Annotated in this window: 14 protein-coding genes and 2 pseudogenes; 8 read left to right on the forward strand and 8 right to left on the reverse strand. The window is 68.2% G+C overall.

Going from position 1 to position 20,166, the window contains the following annotated elements:
• Positions 1-169 precede the first annotated feature (169 nt).
• Positions 170-1,486 carry a M1 family metallopeptidase gene (locus tag AB0D48_RS23305; protein WP_362400147.1) on the forward strand — a complete coding sequence of 439 codons (1,317 nt, stop codon included), beginning with the start codon at positions 170-172 and terminating at the stop codon, positions 1,484-1,486.
• 16 nt (positions 1,487-1,502) lie between these two features.
• Here AB0D48_RS23305 and AB0D48_RS23310 read toward each other — a convergent pair whose 3' ends face one another.
• From AB0D48_RS23310 to AB0D48_RS23325, 4 genes are all read right to left on the reverse strand, one after another.
• On the reverse strand, positions 1,503-2,198 hold the full coding sequence (locus AB0D48_RS23310) for a peptidoglycan recognition family protein (protein WP_362400043.1): 696 nt from the start codon (positions 2,196-2,198) through the stop codon (positions 1,503-1,505).
• Between the two features lie 411 nt (positions 2,199-2,609).
• Positions 2,610-3,278: a transposase gene (locus AB0D48_RS23315; RefSeq protein WP_362400046.1), complete on the reverse strand. Its 669-nt coding sequence runs from the start codon at positions 3,276-3,278 to the stop codon at positions 2,610-2,612.
• Positions 3,275-3,571, reverse strand: coding sequence for a transposase (locus AB0D48_RS23320; RefSeq protein ID WP_362400049.1), 297 nt, complete (start codon positions 3,569-3,571; stop codon positions 3,275-3,277). The genes AB0D48_RS23315 and AB0D48_RS23320 overlap by 4 nt, the downstream gene beginning before the upstream one ends.
• 149 nt (positions 3,572-3,720) lie before the next feature.
• Positions 3,721-4,383, reverse strand: a complete 663-nt coding sequence (locus AB0D48_RS23325; protein ID WP_362400052.1) for a signal protein — start codon at positions 4,381-4,383, stop codon at positions 3,721-3,723.
• 1,311 nt (positions 4,384-5,694) lie between these two features.
• Between AB0D48_RS23325 and AB0D48_RS23330 the strand changes: the two genes are divergently transcribed.
• From AB0D48_RS23330 to AB0D48_RS23340, 3 genes are all read left to right on the forward strand, one after another.
• Positions 5,695-6,129: a hypothetical protein gene (locus tag AB0D48_RS23330; RefSeq protein WP_362400055.1), complete on the forward strand. Its 435-nt coding sequence runs from the start codon at positions 5,695-5,697 to the stop codon at positions 6,127-6,129.
• Positions 6,098-6,640 carry a TetR-like C-terminal domain-containing protein gene (locus tag AB0D48_RS23335; protein WP_362400058.1) on the forward strand — a complete coding sequence of 181 codons (543 nt, stop codon included), beginning with the start codon at positions 6,098-6,100 and terminating at the stop codon, positions 6,638-6,640. Before AB0D48_RS23330 ends, AB0D48_RS23335 begins: the two co-directional genes overlap by 32 nt.
• 833 nt (positions 6,641-7,473) lie before the next feature.
• On the forward strand, positions 7,474-7,881 hold the full coding sequence (locus AB0D48_RS23340; protein ID WP_362400154.1) for a hypothetical protein: 408 nt from the start codon (positions 7,474-7,476) through the stop codon (positions 7,879-7,881).
• A gap of 127 nt (positions 7,882-8,008) precedes the next feature.
• On the opposite strand, the pseudogene AB0D48_RS23345 reads toward AB0D48_RS23340, so the two are convergent.
• The 3 genes and pseudogenes from AB0D48_RS23345 to AB0D48_RS23355 all read right to left on the reverse strand — a co-directional run.
• A pseudogene (locus tag AB0D48_RS23345) lies at positions 8,009-8,161 on the reverse strand (ATP-binding protein); the annotation flags it as partial.
• Positions 8,089-8,472: a hypothetical protein gene (locus tag AB0D48_RS23350; RefSeq protein ID WP_362400061.1), complete on the reverse strand. Its 384-nt coding sequence runs from the start codon at positions 8,470-8,472 to the stop codon at positions 8,089-8,091. The pseudogene AB0D48_RS23345 and the gene AB0D48_RS23350, both read right to left, overlap by 73 nt.
• A 1,358-nt stretch (positions 8,473-9,830) precedes the next feature.
• Positions 9,831-10,208, reverse strand: a complete 378-nt coding sequence (locus AB0D48_RS23355; protein WP_362400064.1) for a hypothetical protein — start codon at positions 10,206-10,208, stop codon at positions 9,831-9,833.
• 568 nt (positions 10,209-10,776) lie between these two features.
• On the opposite strand from AB0D48_RS23355, the pseudogene AB0D48_RS23360 reads away from it, so the two are divergent.
• The 4 genes and pseudogenes from AB0D48_RS23360 to AB0D48_RS23375 form a co-directional block, all read left to right on the forward strand.
• A pseudogene (locus AB0D48_RS23360) lies at positions 10,777-11,269 on the forward strand (IS110 family transposase); the annotation flags it as partial.
• 263 nt (positions 11,270-11,532) lie between these two features.
• Positions 11,533-13,374 carry a hypothetical protein gene (locus tag AB0D48_RS23365; RefSeq protein WP_362400067.1) on the forward strand — a complete coding sequence of 614 codons (1,842 nt, stop codon included), beginning with the start codon at positions 11,533-11,535 and terminating at the stop codon, positions 13,372-13,374.
• Entirely contained in the window at positions 13,371-16,295 is a 2,925-nt protein-coding gene (locus AB0D48_RS23370; RefSeq protein ID WP_362400070.1) for an ATP-binding protein, read from the forward strand. Before AB0D48_RS23365 ends, AB0D48_RS23370 begins: the two co-directional genes overlap by 4 nt.
• A 2,318-nt stretch (positions 16,296-18,613) precedes the next feature.
• A complete protein-coding gene (locus AB0D48_RS23375; protein WP_362400073.1) occupies positions 18,614-19,102 on the forward strand; it encodes a hypothetical protein in 489 nt (162 codons plus the stop codon).
• 199 nt (positions 19,103-19,301) lie between these two features.
• Here the strand turns inward: AB0D48_RS23375 and AB0D48_RS23380 are convergent, their stop codons facing one another.
• Positions 19,302-19,895, reverse strand: a complete 594-nt coding sequence (locus AB0D48_RS23380; protein ID WP_362400076.1) for an Imm21 family immunity protein — start codon at positions 19,893-19,895, stop codon at positions 19,302-19,304.
• Positions 19,896-20,166: the final 271 nt, after the last annotated feature.

Here is a 20,166-nt window from a genome sequence, read left to right on the forward strand (position 1 = left end):
AGGCTGGGTCATGATCGGCTGCGTGAAGACTTCCGGACGTCTGGCCGCCTTCGCGGTCGCGGGCCTACTCGCCGCACTCCCCGCGTGTTCGGAGTCCGACGGCCGTGGCGGCGGTGGGGCGGCTGTTCGTACCGGCGCGGACACTGCTCGGACGGGGGCTGCCGGCACGGTGTTCCGGGGCGGGCACCCCGCTGCCGCAGGCGCCGGTGACCCGTACTTCCCGGAGCTCGGCAACGGCGGCTACGACGTCACCCACTACGCCCTGACCCTGGCCTACGACCCGGGCAGCGGCCGCCTCGAGGGTACTGCGGAGATCACCGCGAAGGCCACCGAGGACCTCAGCGCCTTCAATCTCGACCTGCTCGGCATGGAAGTGCTGAGCGCCACCGTCGACGGCCGCGAGGCGCGGGTTCGGCGGGACGGGCAGGAGCTGACCTTGCAGCTGCGCGATCACCTAAGGAAGGGCGCCGCCTTCCGCGGCGTCGTGCACTACGCGGGCACGCCGGAGTCGATCACCCATGACCACGGGTGGCGCGAAGGCTGGTTGAGGACGGACAACGGAGCGGTCGCGTTCGGTGAGCCGACGGGCTCCATGTCCTGGTTCCCAGGCAACCATCACCCCTCGGACAAGGCCTCGTACGACATCACCGTCACGGTCCCCAAGGGGGTGCAGGCGATCTCCAACGGGCGGCTGCGCGCCCGGCGCACCAACGGCGACCGCGCCACCTTCCACTGGCACCAGGCCGAGCCCATGGCCAGCTATGTGGCGACCGTGGCCATCGGCAGCTACGACATCAGGACCTCCCGGACCCGATCGGGCGTCCCGGTCGTGTCGGCGATGGACACGACCGCGAGCGTGGACGAGGACGGAGCGGTCCTCGGCCGGTTCCCCGAGATCATGGAATGGGCCGAGGGGTGGTTCGGTCCCTACCCCTTCTCCGCCGGCGGGGTGATCGTCGATCAGGCGGCCGATGTGCCCTACGCCCTGGAGACCCAGACCAGGCCGACCATTCCGGCCGACATCTTCCACACCACCAACATGGTGCACGAACTGGCCCACCAGTGGTTCGGCAACTCCGTCACCCCGCGGACGTGGCGGGACATGTGGCTGAGCGAGGGCTTCGCGACCTATGCGGAGTGGCTGTGGACCGAGGACCACGGCGGCGCCAGCGCCCAGGAGCACTTCGACCGCAACCATGCCAAGGCCGCGGATGACGACGAGTGGGACTTCCCGCCCGCCGAGCCGCCGAGCGCCTCGGACATCTCCGGCCAGCCGGTGTACGTGCGCGGCGCGATGGTGATCCACAGGATCCGCCAGACCGTAGGCGACAAGGCCTTCCGTACCCTGGTGCGGGGCTGGCACTTGCGCCACCGCCACGGCCACGCCTCCACGGACGACTTCACCGCGTACGCGGAGGCCAAGGCCGGCCGGGACCTCGACTCGATCTGGGACCCGTGGCTCTACGGCGACGGCAAGCCCGCGTAATGGGGTCGACGCGGTGTCAGGTCCTGATGCGCCGGTGGGCGGTCTCGACGAGCTTCATGTACTTGTTCCAGTTCCACACGGGCCCGGGGTCCTCGTGAGTGGACAGCGGGATCTCGATGTGGCCCAGGATGTGGTCCCGGTCGACCGGCACGTCGTACTTCGCGCAGATCGTGGCCGTGAGCACGGCGGATGCCTCGTACATCGCGTCGGTGTAAACAGGCTGGTCGATCCAGCCTTCGTGCTCGATACCGATGCTCCGGTGGTTGTACCAGACGCTGCCGGAGTGCCAGGCAACGTCGCGCTCGCGCACGCACTGGGCGATCCGCGTGCCGGTTGCACTGACCACGTAGTGCGCGGACACCCTCTCGGCGGGGTCCTTGAACATGCCGAGCATGATCGGCAAGTGGTCCGTTGTCAGATGAATGACGACGTATTCGATGGGATAGGCCTCGGGACGGTCGGAGGGCGTGTAGTTGGACTCGGAGGCCTCGACCCAGACGGCGGGGGCGTAGTCCAACAGGGCCTCCCGCCGCCGGGCCGCAGGCGGCCCGGCGGCGGCGACTGGGCCCTTGCGCACGGGGCTCGGCAGCGCTGCCTTCACCTTCTCCTCGGGCCCCATCAGCCGGGGCAGCCCGACAGCGGCCAGAGCCGTACCCGCCGCGCCCGCAGCACCCCACAACAGCGCTCGACGGCTGAGCGGACTGCGTTCCATGGCCACTCCTCATGAGTCGAGTAAGGACAGGGACGACACGCCATGGATCATGACATCACGGCATATAGGCCGCACATCCCGTAATCTGATCCTTCACCAGTGCCCGCATCCCAGCAAGCCGATCCCCCACCAATCGGCGCACACCCTCACCCCTGACCGGGCCCGCTTCCGCCGGCAGGCGCCACCCCGTTCCACTGCCATACGGTCCTCAATGGCCTTCGAGGGCCTTATGAGGACCCCGCCCGCAACCCGCCGCGGGGGCACCCGATCCCGGCGACAGCCCGAGGTGAGGCCGTTCTCATGCGGCGGGAAGGCACGCCCTGACCTGCGGTTCTAGCAAGTTGAGCCTGGTGGGGGGGGAGGGTCGTGCTGGCTCGGAGTACGCCGGGGACGAGGGCCGCGCCTGTGCGCTCAGCAACCGAGCCGACATCCATGCCGATGAAGACTCCGCGACTGCCGCAGTCGCGGATCGAACGGCGGTTCTTGGTCTCGCCGAGACAACGCACAACCGGCGCTACATTGCGCTAGGTAGCCGAGCGCCGACCTGGTGGAAGCAGGGAGACAAGGACAGTGCACGCCGGCGGACCGCCCCGTCGTAGAAGCGGTTCCCCTTCGCGTCGGCTCCTGCGGACAGCTTCTGCCAAGCCCGCTTCGCAGCTTCCTGGCCAGGGCGTCAGCCCGGAACTTTCGGGCGTGGGTGGGGACTTCGTGGGTCCGGGCGACGGCGAGGACGTAGCCGCGGCCGCGTTCCTCCAGTACGGCCCGCAGTTTCGGGTTGCTGCCGTAGACCTCGTCGCCTGCGACACACGGGGCCCGGCGCCCGGCGTCCAGGAAGCGGCCGATCATGCGGGCCGCCGGCTCCGGCTTGGTGGCGAAGATGGCCTGATCGCCGCGCCCGGCGACCTGGCAGCGGTCGGGCTCGACGTCCATGAGCGCGGGACGGACAACTCCCGGTCCACCGCGGCGTGCCCGCGCGCGTCCGCGTAGACGAAGTACACGGCGACCTGCGAGTTCTCGGTTGCTGCCTGCGGTGCCGCTGTACTGGCGCTGGACGCCGACCGTGCGGGTGCCCTTCTTCACGTCCCCGGCTCATCGACCACCAGCACCGCCTGGTCGTTGTGCAGATGCTCAACCATGTAGTCGCACACATCGTCGCGCGCCAGATCGGCGTCCCACTTGGCCCGGCCCAGCAGGTGCTGCATCCCGCTCGGAGTCGCCTCGTCGGCCCACTCGGCGATCATCCAGCAGTTCTTGCGCGGCAGGTCCGACAGCGGCAGGTCCCACGGCAGCCCGAGCACGAACGCCCGTGCCCGGCGACGCGGTTCAACCCGCGCGAACCGGCCAGCAATCCTGCCCATCAGATCCTCGAACATCAACTGCCACCGGGCGGGGTCCACGCCATGAGCTACGGCCACCGGCTGATCTTTGGGGGTCCGCACAACCCCCGATGATCAATGGTGCCCGTACCTGTCTGGGCACGCGCCCAACCAGCAAGATCAATAGTTGAGGTACGAGCTGTCCTTCAGCCGGCCGAGACCTGAAGCTTGTAATCCACGGAGACGGCAAAGGATCCCGATGATCCCCTGATGCTCAGTGTGTGGCTACCAGGTGCGAGAGGTTCCAGTTGTACCCAGAGGCCGCAGGCCTGGGTTCGGAAGCGCCCCCCGCCCTGGGTGAGCGGATTGCCATCCACAGCACTGACCTGCACGGCTGTCGCTTCGTATCGTTCGGCTTCCAGAGCTTGGCCGTCGAGGACGGCACTCCCCTGTGCAGAGGTCATGAACGCGGTGCAGTCGCCTGCTTCACCGACGAGGTTCACCAGGGGGAAGGCCACTGGCACCGCTGCAGGCACTGTGCACGAGCGCGTCACGGTCCCGCCAAAGGTGCCGGCCAGGAACCAGATGCCTCCCACCTGCCCCTGAGCGCACAGGTGGCCGTCCTGATCTGAGACAGGGTTCGAGGCACTGACGCTCGAAGCCGCCCAGGTCCACCAGCGGCCCTGCAGATCGGCAGCGCTCAGCTTGGCTCGCGCGCTTGGAGAACCTGCTGCGGGCAGTGCAGACGGGGTCACTGCCCCGGCCGGGGAGCTGATTGTGTCCGTAGCGGGCGGGGCAGACGTGGTCGAGCATGCGCTGACCAGGACCGATGCGCCGATCAGCAAGGCTATGGATCTTCCGAGGTGCATGAGCGAAGAGTACGAGGCCGTGACCCTCTTGCCCGCAGGAGGGCGGGCGCCCGCGCGGCTTCCGTACCACAAGGACTGCGACGCAAGGATCTGACGCCGGATCACGATCTACGGCCGGAGTACTCACGGCCACCTGGTCCGGGTACAACTCGTGGAACTCGACTCCCCCGCCAACGCGGACCAGCAGGCCTGCCCGAACGAGGTGACCGACCGCCGAGGCCGTCGCCCTCGGCCGACGCAGCGGAAGCGGAACCCCCAGAGCCTCCGTCAGCCGGTCCGCCGCACACCCCGCACCCACCGGGCAGGCTCGGGGAAGTCGGAGTGGCGGCGCGCCGGCACGCCACCGCGGGCCGCCCCACCCGAGCAATCCGCCCCACCTCCGCCAGCAACACCCTGTCCCGGCCCGGGACGAGAGGGGCAAGGCGGCAAGGGCGGCAAGCGGGGAGCGGCAGCCCGCCCGGTGCTGCCGCACGCCGCTGCTTGCACGCACGGGAATCAGATCGGCTGAGAGCCCCCGCCGGCGCCAGCCGCTCATGCCTCCGCGGTGTCCAAAGCGCGCTGGCCTCCGGGCATCTCGGGGCGCTGCAAGGAAAAGGCAATGGGCACCGGTGAAGGCATGGCTGAGGCGGGCCGCGCCGAGCCAGTGCCCCGGCGTAGGGGCGCACAGAACGGCTACGGGGCACCAGCACCGCCTCGGCGGGGACCGGTCCGGACGAGTGGTGCATCTCCAGCCGATCATCAACAGGCGCCGCCGGCCCGCCGAAGGGAAGGAGTGAGCAGGTAAGAGCGTCTCGGTGAGCCAATTTCGGCATCCGAACGGCACCTGGAACGAGCCGTGACGGCGGGCGCCGGAATACAGGCCGAGGTGGTTCAGGGCTACGGTCGGTGCTCCCCCTTGACCATGGAGGTATCTCGTGGGCGACGAGCCCGCACCCCAACCGGCACGCTTCGAACCGAACCACCCCGTCGAATTCCTCGATACCGCATGCGCCAGCAACCACGTGGCGCACCCGGAGGCAACACCCTCGGCTGACCTGGGCTGTCGCTCGGCCTGCGGCAGGCCGCTCCGCAAAACCCGCCCGGGACCGGGCGCGCAGGCACCGGCACCCGCCGGTCCCGGGCGAACCCACGTCTCTCGCAGAGGCCTGACCCGCTGCCGGAACCCCGAACCGTGTCGGCCGACACCCGTACCGGTCCGACAGCAGCACCGCCCCGCCTGCTCACGCCCCGAGCGGCAGCGATGCGACGCGACTGGGTGAAACCCCGGCGGGAATGCACCCGCCACCACCACTGACAGGAGACTCTCCCGCCATGACGACGACAACGAAATCCCGTGCAGGGCTGATCACCGCGCTGCTGCTCCTTACCGTTCTGACTTCCGTCGGGCCGGCCGCCGCATCCCCCGCGTCCGTGTCCGCGGCGAGGGTCGGGGAGACCTCGGCGTCCGCCCGCGATGTACGTCTGATCGGTCGCTGGTCTGAGCCCGTCGACGAGAACCGCCCCGGTATCACCCACTACATCGAGAAACTGACCTTCACCGCGGATGGCCGCTTCGAACAGATCAACAAGTACGTCTGTAACCAGAAGAACTGCCCCGTCTTCAAGATCGGCCTCAACAAGGGCACGTACCGCACCGACGGCAAGACCATCCACCTCGACGGCAACCTCACGGACCTGACCGGCACCATCAAGGCCACCGGCACCATCACCATCGATGGCCACACTCTCCACCGCGTGGGCAAGTAGGACGGGCCCGCTGCACCGGCCGTCCCCACCCCCGGCCCCGCCTCATATTCCGGCACGGGGTGGGCGGCCGCCGGGCGGGGGCATCCGCTCACCGGCCCGCTGCCGGAGCGCCGGCTCCGACCTGGCCGGGCTGGCACACGCTCTGCGCGCCTGGGCCCTGGCAGACCCCCAGCGGTACTTCCTGATCTACGGCACCCCCGTCCCCGGCTACCACGCGCCCGAGGACACCACCGCCATCTCCGCCGAGATCATGACCACCCTGCTCGACGCCTGCATGGCACCGGCCCCGCCTGCCCCCGCGACGCCGTTCACCGCCCATCTGGCGGAGCACCGCGAATGGGCCGGAGGCCACCCCGCCCCACCCGAGGCCCTCCACCGCTTCCTGGCCGTCTGGACCCGCCTGCACGGCGTCCTGTCCCTGGAACTCGCCGGCCACTTCGCCGCCATGGGCTTCGACCCCGCCCTGCTCTTCGCCGCCGAACTCGACAACCTGCGGGCCCACGGCAGCTGACGTTGCAGCAGCTGACCCCGCAACCTGACTGCCGCCCTCCCCGGCACTGTGGCCGGGCCCGCAGGTCTGGAGGGGTGCATCGGCAGGCTGCGGCAGCGGAGCCCGGCATGCCTCCGTGGAACTCCGATTCGGCGAGATGAGCTCTGGTTCGGACCGCCTCCAGGCACGACAAAGGCCGCCACCGCACAGATTGTCGTCGATGATGACCGGGGGCCGGCCGCCGTGCTTGCCCTTGCGGATGTGTGGACGTTCGCGTGGTTCCCCAGGGGCAAGTTCACGTAATTCCCCAGGTGCCCTCCTGGCTGGGGCTGGTGACTCGTCTGCTCAGAGCTCGACGCGGTGCCCGGCAGCCGATGGGCCATCGACAGAGCCGTAGCGCAAGACGATGCGTGCTGGCCGGAACGGCCGGTCGTTCAGGATGGGTGCCATGACAGCGAAGAGTGCATCGGTGTCCGGTCCGTAGGCGTAGAGGACCACCTCGCCTCCTCCGTACTCGTTGCCGTCGAACTCGCCACGTCGGCTTGCTCGATCGCCTCGGTCAGGAGGGACTGGGCTTGGCGGACGACGTCCCGTTGGCTCGCCGAGGCCGTCATCGGCCAGTCGATAGAGAGCGATGACGGCGTGCTCGACGTCGGATTCTGCTTCGTCTGTCGGCCATGCGGGAAACGATCTCACCCCGGACCCAGGTCGGGTTCAGCTGTGGCGATGCGCTGAGTGTTCGCGGCCTGCCGCGTCGTCTCAGTTGGCTGTTCCTCCTACTATGGGCACCTCGACAAGGGAGCAGAGTGGATCTCAGAGCACCGGTACCGTCTCGAAGGCTTGGGCCGTACGCGTTGACCGATGACGGGATCGCGGCACTGCTGGCACGCTACGAGTTCGGTGATTCCTGTATCCGCCGGGTGATCCTTGACCAGGAGTTCGGACGGAAACCGCGAGGGCGGGCCATCAGACTTGTGATCGACGTTCGGGTGGTGGACGAGGCCCTGCGGTGGGAGCCGGTGTGCCTGGACCTGGTCGACGTGAAGCGATTTCGGATCGACGAGAGCCAGGGCTCTCCTGGGGGGGTGCTCTACGATCCCCCGCAGTTCACCCGGTTCGACGGGCTGATGCAGGTCGACCTGTGCGCTGAGCGTTTCGGCAGCCTTCGACCGGGGAGTGGGCAGGAGGTCTTCGAAGGCTCGGAGTTGGTCTTCGAGGCGGTTGAGGGCACATGGAGTGTGCTGGAGCCGTGGAGCCTGTGACACCGCGCCCGCGACCAAGCACTACTAGGTGATCGCGCCTGGCAGGCTTGTCGGTCGCGTTCGTGGGGCGCGTGTTCGGGCGGCAGCTGAGGCCGTTCATGATGACCTCGTGACTGGTGTTGATCAGCCGGTCCAGGAGTAACTGCCCGACGACGGGGTTGGGGAAGAGCGGATACCAGTCGCTGGGTGCCCGGTTGCCCGTGATGGTCAGGGACCGCCCCTGCCGCTCGCTGACCAGCTCGTATAGGTCGTCAGCCTGGGACGCTCCGAGCTGGCGCATGGCGAAGTCGTCGAGGATGAGCACACGTCGGGCCATACCAGTTCACGGATCCGCTTGTCCCAGGTGCGGTCCGCGCGGCCGCCGGCCAGATCCGCCAGGATGCGGCTGGTTTTGGCGAAGCGGAGGTGGGCGCCCTGGCGGACGGCGAGGTGACCGAGGGCCTGGGCGAGCTTGGTGTCGAGGACGAACACGAACGAGCCGTGGTGGAGCATCTGGCAGGCGATGCAGCGCAGGGTCACCGACTTGCCGCCGCCGGTGGAGGCGTTGACCAGGAGTGGAACGCGTGGAGGGGCCCTGGTGCCATACGGCACCAGGGCCCCGAAGGAACTGCTACACCATCTGCCGGCCCCAGTGTTGCGCCGGCCTTCTGTGTCCGCGGACCCGACCTGGATGCTGTCGGGGGTGCGGGGATCGCGGTTGCTTGACCGGAGACCACCTCACTATCGATGTCCTGCGGTACCCGGGCTCAGACTTCCGCCCGGGCGATCCTGATGGCGTGGATTCCTCCGTTCTTCCCTCGGTGATCAACTACTTACCAAACGGGGAACTGCCTACTGCTGGTACTGCTGTACTGCGAACCGCCTGCACTGCTCGCGACCTGACCAAGCGCCACGCTTCGACAGCCAGCCCCGTCGCCGATCCTGCATCTGCTCTGGCTTAGAACCCCACTGCCGAACCTCCCGGTGCGCGCGCCCGCAGCCGACGCCTTCACCGAGGTACCGCTCACTGACTTCACTGCTGCGTACTGCGAACTGCACTTGCGGGTACTGCCACTGCGCTAACTACGGTCCTGCTCACGGCAGCCCCTGATCACTGCGGGCCACCCGGTCCGGTCGCCAGTCCCGTCGCCGTCCTGCTACCGCTCTGGCTTCGGAACTCCACCACCGCACCGCTCTGCGAACTGCCACTGCGCGTACTGCTGCCCGGCAGTTCGTCTCTGCCGAGCCCTGCCGTCTCTCTGGGCTACGAGAGAAACCATAACCAGGCCATCGCCCAATGTCTACTCCAGCCAACATAGATTTTCGCGTGTTCGATGGTGAGGTAATCGTCCCGCGGGTGCCGTCGCACAGGATCCGAAGAGACGCAGGACGCGCGGGGCGTTGGGCAGGTCTCCCGGGACGACCGCCGTGCCGGTCAGGGGCATCAGATGCTCTTTGGCGCAGTCGCCGGGCTACTGGTGGTCGATTTCCCAGTCCCGGTCCGCCGGGATTACGGCCGAGCTGGTGGCACAGAGCGGCTGCCGACAGGAGCGGCACCAGTAGAAGTACCGTCCCCTCACACTGCCTCCCTGTACGGAGTCAGAAGGTGGACGGGGAGCCGTAGGGCCCGTGGGACGGGCTGCCGGGGGTCGGGCGCCGGGGACCCGGCACAGAGCAACGGAACCTGTCATTCACATCGGCTGAAACGATCCGGCACCATCCCACGTCACCGGCATCTGGGCGGGGCTCACTCTCGCTCGGCCAGGATCCGGTCCGCCGCCAGTCGCAGGGGCGGCCGTCCCTTCAGTGCCGAGGCGGGACGCGATCCCCACCCCGCCCGTCGGCCTCACCGTGAAAGGCGACCGACGGCAGCCACTCGATATCGAGTAGCGCCCGGGGCTCAACCTGATGCCTCCCGAGGGAACTTGTGGCACGCGAATTCCGCGGCCAGGGTCTCCGCGTACGGAGGGTCACTTTCCGTCGGTGACGTAGTAGTCGTTCTTCAGGTACTCCAGGGTGTAGCTGCCCAGCTCTTCCTCGGAGAAGGTGACGGAGGACCTCACCGCTTCGAGCGGCATCTCGATCTTGTCGAGGGTGCGCACGGGGACGCGCTGCGGATCGACCGTCGCAGTCTGCAGGGCCTTCTTCTGCTCGGGTGAGATCATCTGGAACACGATCACGTACGTCGACGTGCACGGACCGAATCCCTGCTCCTCTGCCTTCTTCGCGCCGGGCCCGGCCACTTCGCAGACCGTGTCGATGTCCTCACGCCCGAGGCCGTGGAGGTACTGCTCGTACCGCTGGATCGCGCGCTCCTTCGTCCTGGGCGCGGGCCCGTCAACAGTCACAGTGGCCGACGGCTTCTCGGTTCCGGCGGACGCGGACGGCGTGCCCGACGGCACTTTCGCCGGTGTGGACGCGGACGGCTGCGAAGGCTTCGCGTCAGCGTTCTCCTTCGCCTTTTCCGGACCGCACCCGCACGCCACCAGCGCCACGCATGCCGACACCGCCACGCTCACCATCGTTCGCGTTTTCATCAGATCCCCTCCACCAGCCGACTGCCCATCAAGAGCTCACGCAGGATCCGGCGGAACGGTTCCCGACCCGCGACCCGACCCGCGACCCGCGACCCGCCCCACGGACCGCACCACCGCTGAGGCCGACACCCGTATGGCGATCCTGGGCCCCGGCGGCCTTCTGGAGTTCGCGCGCCAGGCCGGCCTGGACCCGGACAACGTCCGCCTGGACGATGCACTGCTGATCGCGTGGCGCGGCGGCGAGCCGGCAGTCTGGACCCGGATACCAGCAAGGAGTGAGCGCAGCAGTGCGGGCCGCCCCGCCGAGGGTGTCGGCTCGCCGAGCGTGGGCGCGGGCCCTGCGCCGAGACGAGACGGTCAACCACCTGGAAAGAGTGCGATGTTGGACGCCGAAGGCGTGGACGTCTTCCTTGGGATGGACGTCAGCAAGACCGCACACCACGGTCACGGGCTCACCCCGGCCGGGAAGAAGGTCTTCGACAAGCCGATGCCCCACAGCGAACCGAAGCTGCGGGCCGTCTTCGGCCAACTCAAAGCCAAGTTCGGCACCGTACTGGTCATCGTGGACCAGCCCGCGTCCGTAGGCGCCCTGCCGCTGACCGTCGCCCGCGACGCGGGCTGCCAGGTCGCCTACCTGCCCGGACTCGCGATGCGGCGGATCGCCGACTTCTATCCAGGGAGGCGAAAATGGACGCGAAGGACGCCGCGGTCATCGCGGACGCCACCCGCACCATGCCCCACACCCTGGCTCGCTCGAGCTGATCGACGAAGTCACCGCAGAGCTCACCGTCCTGACCGGCTTCGACCAGGACCTCGCCGCAGAAGCCACCCGCACCTCCAACCGGATGCGCGGCCTGCTCACCCAGTTCCACCCCAGGCCGGGCTCCGACGGCGTGTTGGTGAGCCCGGCAGACGGTGGCGTCCACCGGGGGCAGTCGAGGTCCTCGCCAAGGTCCGCTCTGGTCAGGACGCCAGCGGAGATCTTCTCCACGCTTCGGTCGGACCGTTGTCCACATCGAGCCTAAATTGCGGTTTCTTCAGGCCAAGTTGATGACTGCGTGACCGGGTTCGTGGCATACCTGCGATTCCGGGCAGGCATGGGGAGGAGCGGCGAGTGAGTGACGGGGGCGTAGGAGTGGAGGCTGACGAAGGCGGCGGGCAGCTGGCCGAGCAGGTCTTCGCGGGTGAGGAGCGATGGGGCTGGGAGTATGTTGAGCCGCCCGTACTCGTGCCTCACCATTTGGCGAACACGCCACCGGTATGGAAGGAGCCGTCGGATCCGGATCTGCGTCGCAGGGAAACGGCGGCCGGACAGAAGTCCGGTAAGGGCATCGGGTGCGCGATCGTGCTCACCCTTGGCATCGGGGTCTTCGGTGGCGTCTGGTACGGCCTCCTGCTGCTGATCATTTTGACGGCGATCTTCATGACTCCGCGGCTGACTCTCCTTGCTGCCCGGAGCGCGGCGCAACGCCGGCGCGAGCGGCTGTGGCGAGAGCACCAGCAGAGGTTGAACCACTGGCAGAGCCTGCTGGCGGAGCACGAAGCAGAGCACCGACTGCGTTCAGCTGAGGTCGATCTCTGGTATCCGCTGCGGCTGGATTCCCGGCCGGGCCGCATCGACGTGTTCGGCGGGACCGGTAACGGCTGGGCGAGTCTACTGGCCACGGTCGGCGGCCCCCTGCTCGCGAGCGGGCAGCCTGTGCTGGTCATGGACCTCAGCCAGCAGTCGATCGCGCTCGAGCTGGCGGTCCTGGCCGCCCATCGCGACGTTCATGTGCAGCACGTTCCGCTGCCGGCTGCCACTGTGACCGCAGACCTGCTCGACGGATTCACCCCTGAGGAACTTGCGGAGTGCCTGGCTGAAGCCTTGCGGTCGATGCGGCCGGAGGCCGCCGAAGTCGACCTGCATTCCATCGACGCCGAGCTGATCGAGACAACCGCCCGGTCACTCGAGGCACCCGTGACCTACGCCAGGCTAGCCGCCGGACTGCGGGTACTGCTGCGCATCTACGAACCCGGCGCGGACGGCGGACCCCTCAGCCCGCGCGAAGTCGAGGCACTGTCGCAGGCCATCGATTTCGTGGGGCAAGGCGAACGCATCCAGAACGAGCTGCGTCATGTCCGCGGCCTCATGGAGCTCATGGCCAAGTCGCCCGCGCGGGCCGACGTCAATCTGGCCCTTTCCGAGTTGTGGCAGCCGGGCCGGCTGACCATCCTCGCCACCGACGACCGCGTCGAGCGACGCAAGGACCTGACCGACCGCATCGCCTTCTTCCAGCTGCTGCACCACTTGCGGCAGCGCCGGTTCACCGGGGGCACCGGGATGCTGGTGATCGCTGGGGCCGATCAGCTGGGTCGGGCCGCCCTGGAGTCGATGGCCCGGCAGGCCCGGACGGCCGACATCCGGCTGACCCTGCTGTTCGAGCACCTACGAGAGGACACGGTGAAGGTGGCAGGCGGGTCGGACAGCGCCACCATCTTCATGCGGATCGGCAACGGCCATGAGGCCCGCGACGCGGCGCAGTTCATCGGCCAGGACTACAAATTCCTGGTCAACCAGCTCACCAAGCAGGTCGGTGAAACGTTCACCGAGGGACGCGGCAGCAGCTACGGGGAGCAGGACGCCGAATCCACGTCCACTGGGTCGAACAAGGGCGGCTCCTTCTCCCGCAGCGGCTTCCTGAGCGCCACGTCCGGCCGCAACTGGGGCACCTCGCGGACGTTCACCACCTCGCTCTCGCGGAGCTGGCAGGAAACCACCAACACCTCGACGGCCCGATCAACCACTCACGGTGAGAACCTCTCACGGGTCTACGAGTTCACGGTGGAGCCCACCCAGCTGCAGGCTCTTCCCGCGACGGGGATGGTGGTGGTCGAAGCCGGCCCCCACGGGCGGCGTGCGGTGTTCGCCGACTGCAACCCGGGCATTGCCGGACTGCCCCGGCTCTCCACGCTGCCCCGGCCGGCCCTGCCGTGACAGAAGACCTCGAGACGCAGGGGGCGGTTGACCCGTTCGGGTCCTACCGCTTCCACCGGATCAGGACCCTGCCCCGGCGCCCCGACGACCCCGGCGAAGAGGACCGCACCCCCGCACAGTTGACGGCGGCCGTCACCGCAGCCCACGCCGTACTCGGCCTACAGGGGCCGTCCGCAGCCATGGCCACGGCGTGGGTACGGCCCGGGCCCGGCAAGCCCCTGCACATCCTCGTCGGCGGACGGCCCTTCTTCCCTCCCTCCACCGACACCGGCAGGTCCGTGCTCTACCCGCCGGGTGCCACGGCAGACCCGGCAGACCCCCGCGAGGTCGCCGAACTCCTCGACCGGTTCCCCCACTGGCTGCGCTGCACCGGATTTCACGACGCACTGCGCCTGGGAAGCGACGACCGAGTGCTGCCCGCCGGACGCCGCGGATCGTTCGACGACGCCGTCGCCCACCTCCCGAACGCCTTCGCCTGGCTGGTCATCGCCGAACCCCTTCCAGCAGAACGGCTCGAACAGGAGCGCACGGCCCTCAGCCTGCAGATCCCCCGCCTGCGCCAGCGCGAGAACTCCGCAATGGACCGCCTCTCTCTCGAACGGGCAGAATCACGCCACCGCGAGCTGACCCTGGCACTCGGCACGGGCCTGTGGAACGTACACGTCCTCGTGGCGGGTCAGGACACGAATTCCGCCCACGCCGCCGCGGCTCTCCTGTGCGGTGCGGGCGACCTCGACGAGCTTCCGTACCTCCTCGCTCCCACCCGGCGGACAGCGCCCCTGCACCAGACACTCGCCCTGCCGGTGCTCTCGGCGGAAATACCAGGCAGTTCGCCGTTCGTGGCCCCTGCCGACCTGGTCGCGGCACTGGCCAGACCACCCGCCCGGGAGCTGCCCGGGATCCGTACCATCACCCCCAGCACCTTCGACGTCACGGCCGAGGACACCGAGGACGAGGGGTTCACACTCGGCCGCATACTCGACGAGTCCCTGCACCCCTCGGACGAACTCCGGATCTCACGGCCCACCCTGAACCGTCACGCTTTCGTCTGCGGGGCGACCGGCTCCGGCAAGTCCCAGACCGTACGAAGCCTGCTCACCGCGCTCGCCACGCACGAGCACCCCATCCCCTGGCTGGCCATCGAACCGGCCAAGGCCGAATACGCACGGATGGCCGGCCGCCTGGGCGACAAGGGCTCCGTCACCGTCATCCGCCCCGGCGCCGTCGACGTCGCCCCCGCCTCCCTCAACCCCCTCGAACCAGAGCCCGGCTTCCCCCTCCAAAGCCACGTCGACCTCGTCCGAGCACTTTTCCTCGCCGCCTTCGAAGGCCACGAGCCCTTCCCGCAAGTCCTGGCCCGAGCCCTGACCCAGTGCTACACCGCCGCCGGCTGGGACCTCGTCACAGGCGACCCACGCCCCGCCCACAAACCCAAATTCCGCCTCACCGAACCCGACGAACCGCGCACCGCCCCCTACCCCACCCTTGGTGACCTCCAGAAGACCGCACAGCAGGTCGTGGAGACCATCGGATACGGAAAGGAAGTCACCGCAGACGTCAGAGGCTTCGTCGACGTCCGCATCGGCAGCTTGAGGGAAGGCACGCCCGGCCGCTTCTTCGAAGGCGGCCACCCCCTGGACATCGCCGGTCTCCTCGAAGGCAACGTCGTACTCGAACTCGAATCCATCACCAACGACCAGGACAAGGCCTTCCTCATCGGCACCGTCCTGATCCGGCTCGTCGAACACCTACGCGTCCACCACGGCAACGGAAGCAGCCCGCTGCGCCACATCGTGGTCGTCGAAGAGGCCCACAGGCTCCTGAAGAACGTCGAAGACGGGCCGGCCGCAGCGGCCGTCGAACTCTTCGCTTCTCTGCTCGCCGAGATCCGCGCCTACGGCGAGGGCGTCGTCATCGTCGAACAGATTCCCAGCAAGATCCTCCCCGACGTCATCAAGAACAGCGCACTGAAGGTCATGCACCGGCTCCCGGCCGCGGACGACCGGCAGGCGGTCGGCGCGACCATGAACCTCCAGAGCGAACAGAGCGAGTACGTCGTCGCTCTCCCGCCGGGCCGGGCGGCCGTCACCGCAGACGGCATGGACCGCCCCGTCCTCCTGGCCGTCCCCCACGACGAACACCGTGAAAGCTCCGCCGAGGCCAAGACCGCCCCGCCCCTCCTGGGCAGCCGCAGCCCGCTGTGTTCCGCCGGGTGCCATGCGAGTCCCTGCACTCTGCGCGCGATGAACGACGCCACCTACCAGAGCTCAGACCCCCTGCTCGTCCTCTGGACCGAGGCCGTGGCGTCCACGCAGGCCATGGGCATGGCGGCCCCCGATCCCGCACCCGTCCTGCGCGAACGACTCACCGCCCTGCCCGTACGCGAGCGGGAGTGCGTCCTCGCCTATGCGGCCGAACGCGCCACCAGCGCCCGCGAGCCCCACATGCGCGCCGAGGTGGACCCCGGCGATTTCGCCGACCGCCTCATCACTCAGCTCGCACACGCCCTCGGATACGGGCCTCCGCCGACCGGGGACCCGCGCCGGTTCGCGTACGGCAACTACCGCTGGCGGGACGTTCTGCTGTCCCTCCACAGGGCCCGGAGGCAGGGACCCGGGCACACCATCGACCGCGCGGAGGTCGCGGACTGGGCCACACGGGGCCTCGTCCTCACCGCCACCACTCCGACGGCCCGCGTCAACGAGATCCAGGAACTGCCCCAGTACGCGGACGACCGGGTCGCCGCGCGGGTCGGCGACGTCAGGGTCAGCGGTATGCGTGACGCGGTCCTCGCCCTCACCGGCGGCGTCACCGAGACCCAAGTGACACGCGCCTTCCAACTCGCCTGCACGGGCGAGCCACTTGCTCCCGCCCTGTCCCGGCTCGTGGGGCGTTTCGTCGAGGAGTGTGCCGATGAGTGATCACGGATTCGGTTCGGACACGCCGCCCCCACCATTGCCGGACCCCACGGCGAACGAGGACAGAGGCGATTCGGGCAGGCCGAAGGAGGGCGCGGACGACCCTTACGCGAGCGACGAGGATTCGGGCCGGGAGGCAAGGGGCTCCGGGGCAGGTAACGGGACCGATGACACCGAGAACGAGCCTTACGAGAAGAACGAAAAGGCAAAGGCCGGGGACGACGACAGCTGGAAGGCTGAAGCCAACCCTGCGTCCGGTGACGAGCACGTCGGTCAAGTGGAGCACGAGACGTACGAACGCAACGAGAAGCCCCCGGTAGGCGAGGAGGAGGACTGGAAACACCCTCCGGAGGGTGCCGAGTTCAGCGACGAGGACCTCGACGACGATCCGCCGGTGGACGACGGGACATCGCCGCCCGACGGTGCCACCCCCCAGGACCAGCCTCTGCCACAGGCCGACGACGACACCCAGGACCCGCCTGCACGCCAGCACCCGGACGAGGACCGCCCGAGGCCGGACGAGCCGGACCGGGCTGACCAACCTGACGGGCCGGACGGGCCGGACCAACCGGCCCGGCCGCCGGTGGATGAGATCCAGGACCCTCCTTCGGATGCGGACACGGGCAGCCGGTCAACGCCTCCTGAGCGGCCCGACCAGGTCCCGTCCGATCGGGAGGTCCCGGACCAGCAGCCGGAAGGGAAGGGGGCGGCGGGGGCAGACGATTCCGCCGAGGCTGACACGGAGTCGGCGACGCAACCGCAGGCCACCGCCGAACGTCCCGATCGGCAGCCGGAACCCGTTCAGCAAGGCTCGGACAGCCCTTCGTCGGGAACACCGGGTGCTGATCCGAAGGAGCCCGTCGACGGAGGGGCTCCAGACCGCCCCGCCGAGGAAGGCGGACCAGGCCAGGACCGGGCCGGCGAATCCGACCCGTCGAGCGGGGAGGCGCCGCAGCAAAGGCCCGCACATCCGGGCGACGGCGCAGGGGGACAACCCGAGAGCTCCGGGCAACCGGAGGGCCCGGAGCACAGCCCCGATGGCCGCTCCGAGCCGAACGAGCACCCCGACGGGAGCAGCCCTCCCGCGGTGGAATCGGACGGCTCCGGTGCCGATACGGGCATGAACGCCGCAGCTGAGGGCGCTGTCAAGATCACGACGGCCGGGGGCAAGGCGGTTGCGGAGGCGGCTGGCGCCGTCACGGCGGCCGTAGGGGCAGTGGTCTCCGAAACCACCGCTGGCGCCGAGTCCGGCCCCGCGGCGGCCCCGGGCAGGGGCGAGAGGGGGGACCGGAGTTCAGGCACCCGCGCGCCGGATCAGCGCCCCGAGACTTCGCGCCGGAACGAGTCGACAGATCCCGACGGCGGCGCGTCCGAAGGGGACGGCCCTGAGGGCAGTGACGAGGGAGAGTTCAACAGCGTGGTGGCCACCGACAGTCCCCGAAGGGACGGTAGGGGCGACAGCAACGCGGGGCGGACTGCCGCGGGCGACTCCGAAGATGAACTCACGGGCGGAGATCAGGCACCACAACCAGTGCCAGAAGCCATGCCTGGGACCGTGCTACAGCAGGACGCCTTGGCGTTTGATGAGCGCAACGAGGCGTCCGGGGCTTCAGGCGCCGATGGCAGTGACGGTGACAGTGACAGCGTTCTGCCTTTCGAGACCGGAGCAGGAGGCGATTCCGACCGTGTTTCGGCGAGCGCGAACGACGAGGACGGCTCCTTAACGGAACCGTCCCTGCAAGAGGAGCGAACAGCAAATCATCCTGTCGAGCCCGCGCGCGGCAGTAGGGCGGCCGAAGGCATGGCTACGGATGGCGCCCGAGAAGACGACGGAGCAGAACCGGCGGAGGGGGATGGCTTGGGCTCAGCAGAGCATGGTGCGCCCGCCCTTGCCGATTCACCTGACTCAGTTGAGGACATGCCCGACTCCGGTCCGGGAGTTGAGGAAAAGCTACACGCCTTCGGTAACAGAACAACCCCCCGCCCAGTCCGTCCGGAGAGGGATCTAGGTGTTGAATCAACAGATCAAATCGTCGGCCCTTATGCACCTAAAGCACCATCTGATAAAGTTCGCGGGGCGTCGGCCTATATAGACCCCGACAGAGCGCCACTGACTGGCAAATATCTCGCCCTTCCGCCAGGGTATGAAATGCCAGAAGGCTTGGGGGTCCACGCAGATGGCGAGGATGTAGGAGGCCCTGAGCCGTGGGGTCATCGCACTATCTACCCAACTCGCCCCATGTCGGCAGAAACTTTCATAGCGGAAGTCGCCAAACTTCCGTGGGAATTTCGTGGAACCAAACCGAAGGGGAAGTGACCCTGTGAGTGACGCTGAGAAAGAATGGCAATACTGGCTGAATGCGGCCAGTGCTGCGGAAGCATTCGAACGATCCCTACCTGAGCTGCGACGGGACCGGTCAGCAGTACTGGGTTCCGCCAGAGTGGCTCTTGCGGGATTTGATACGCGACGAGAAGCCCTGTTCATCATTGGGTCACTCAACACAGACTTCACCTCAGCACTGGTGGATGAGCTCCTCGTCGTCGCGCTGAGTGATCGGGACACGCTCCGGGTCCGCAACCTTTTCGGAAGACTTCCCTACGCCGAGGCCGAAGAGGTCCTTCCTAACGCGGTGTGGAATCTGCTGGAAAAGGAAAATGACGGCGATGCCTATCGGCGCATGGCAGAGCTGTTGCAGCACCTCGGGCTTCACGTTGCTTTGCGGGCGCTGTGTGCGAGAGCACGTGACCACGTCGACGCGGACGTGCGCGAGGTGGCCCAAGATTTTGGAGGTTCACCCGGCGACGAGTGACCTGCGGATTCGCTGTCTCAAGGACGACGGGCTGACCCAGGACGCGGGCGTGATCCTGGGGGTGGTCCTGGGCTCGACCTCCTGCCTCCGCGCCGGCGACGGGCCTGGCCATGTGGCTGTGGCGCCGCCATGAGGTCGCGCGGGAGCAATCTTCGATGGACTCCTCCAGCACCTCGACGGCGACGCCTCCTGATTCCCGTCAGTTCTCGGGCACGGGCAGAAGTTGGACCAAGCCCACCGAGGTGTCCTCGTTTGCCCAGGTGTGGATGGCGCGGACTGTCCAGCGACCGGGCCCTATCGTGACAGGGGCCTGTTCCGGCAGCCCTCCGCCGTCGGGGTACTCAACGTCCAATTCAGCCCCGGCAGTGACGGAGTCCATGAGCACCGCTGGGCCGTCCGTCTCCCAGACACCGCACTCCTCCCACTCTGTGGTGGGGTCGGCGAGGACAACCTTGGCTGCGGCGATCAGATCGGCCTCGGAGTCGGCTGCGAGCCAGCGGACGAAGGCGTGGTGTCCCGGCAGATAGCAGCTCCTGGCCGGTTCGTCTGCCAGGACGAGCCCTCGCCGACCTTCCTCGCCAACAGCAATCACTCCGGCCAGACCCTCCACGTCACAGGCGCGGTCGTAATCGTCCCGAACATCCCCGTCACTTATGACCATCCCCGACTCCGTGCAACCCCACCAGCCGTCCAATGCGGAAACGGGTATGGCTATCAGCGGACCGCCCATCGACTCGACCCACGTCAGGGAAGGCTCGGCTGAACAGGATGCGCTGGGCGAGGAGGTCTTCATGAGACCAGTGTCTCCTCGGCCACTGACAATGCTTCCTCGGGCTGCGAAAAACAGCTTTCACCGACACCTCTCGGCGGGCAGCCCAACATTGATCACATCCGAGCGGGTCACATGAGACCGGACACTTCACCCCGGTCGGCACGACCAGTGGCTCGACATCGAGACCCGCATATCAGAGGGGTGCCGACCGGGAAGGTCCGCTACGACTGTGAGGATGTTCGGGTGCCGCTCCGAGCGGTGGCCTGACTCGCGCTACGACTGGCCCTGGTGC

This window comes from Streptomyces sp. NPDC048269 (genome assembly GCF_040652395.1).
Classification (GTDB): domain Bacteria; phylum Actinomycetota; class Actinomycetes; order Streptomycetales; family Streptomycetaceae; genus Streptomyces.

What these genes read in the sequence shown, in the direction of transcription:
- AB0D48_RS23310 (WP_362400043.1), bottom strand. Translation starts at nt 2,198, where the DNA reads ATGGAACGCAGTCCGCTCAGCCGTCGAGCGCTGTTGTGGGGTGCTGCG.
- AB0D48_RS23320 (WP_362400049.1), bottom strand. Translation starts at nt 3,571, where the DNA reads ATGTTCGAGGATCTGATGGGCAGGATTGCTGGCCGGTTCGCGCGGGTT.
- AB0D48_RS23325 (WP_362400052.1), bottom strand. Translation starts at nt 4,383, where the DNA reads ATGCACCTCGGAAGATCCATAGCCTTGCTGATCGGCGCATCGGTCCTG.
- AB0D48_RS23330 (WP_362400055.1), top strand. Translation starts at nt 5,695, where the DNA reads ATGACGACGACAACGAAATCCCGTGCAGGGCTGATCACCGCGCTGCTG.
- AB0D48_RS23335 (WP_362400058.1), top strand. Translation starts at nt 6,098, where the DNA reads ATGGCCACACTCTCCACCGCGTGGGCAAGTAGGACGGGCCCGCTGCAC.
- AB0D48_RS23380 (WP_362400076.1), bottom strand. Translation starts at nt 19,895, where the DNA reads ATGAAGACCTCCTCGCCCAGCGCATCCTGTTCAGCCGAGCCTTCCCTG.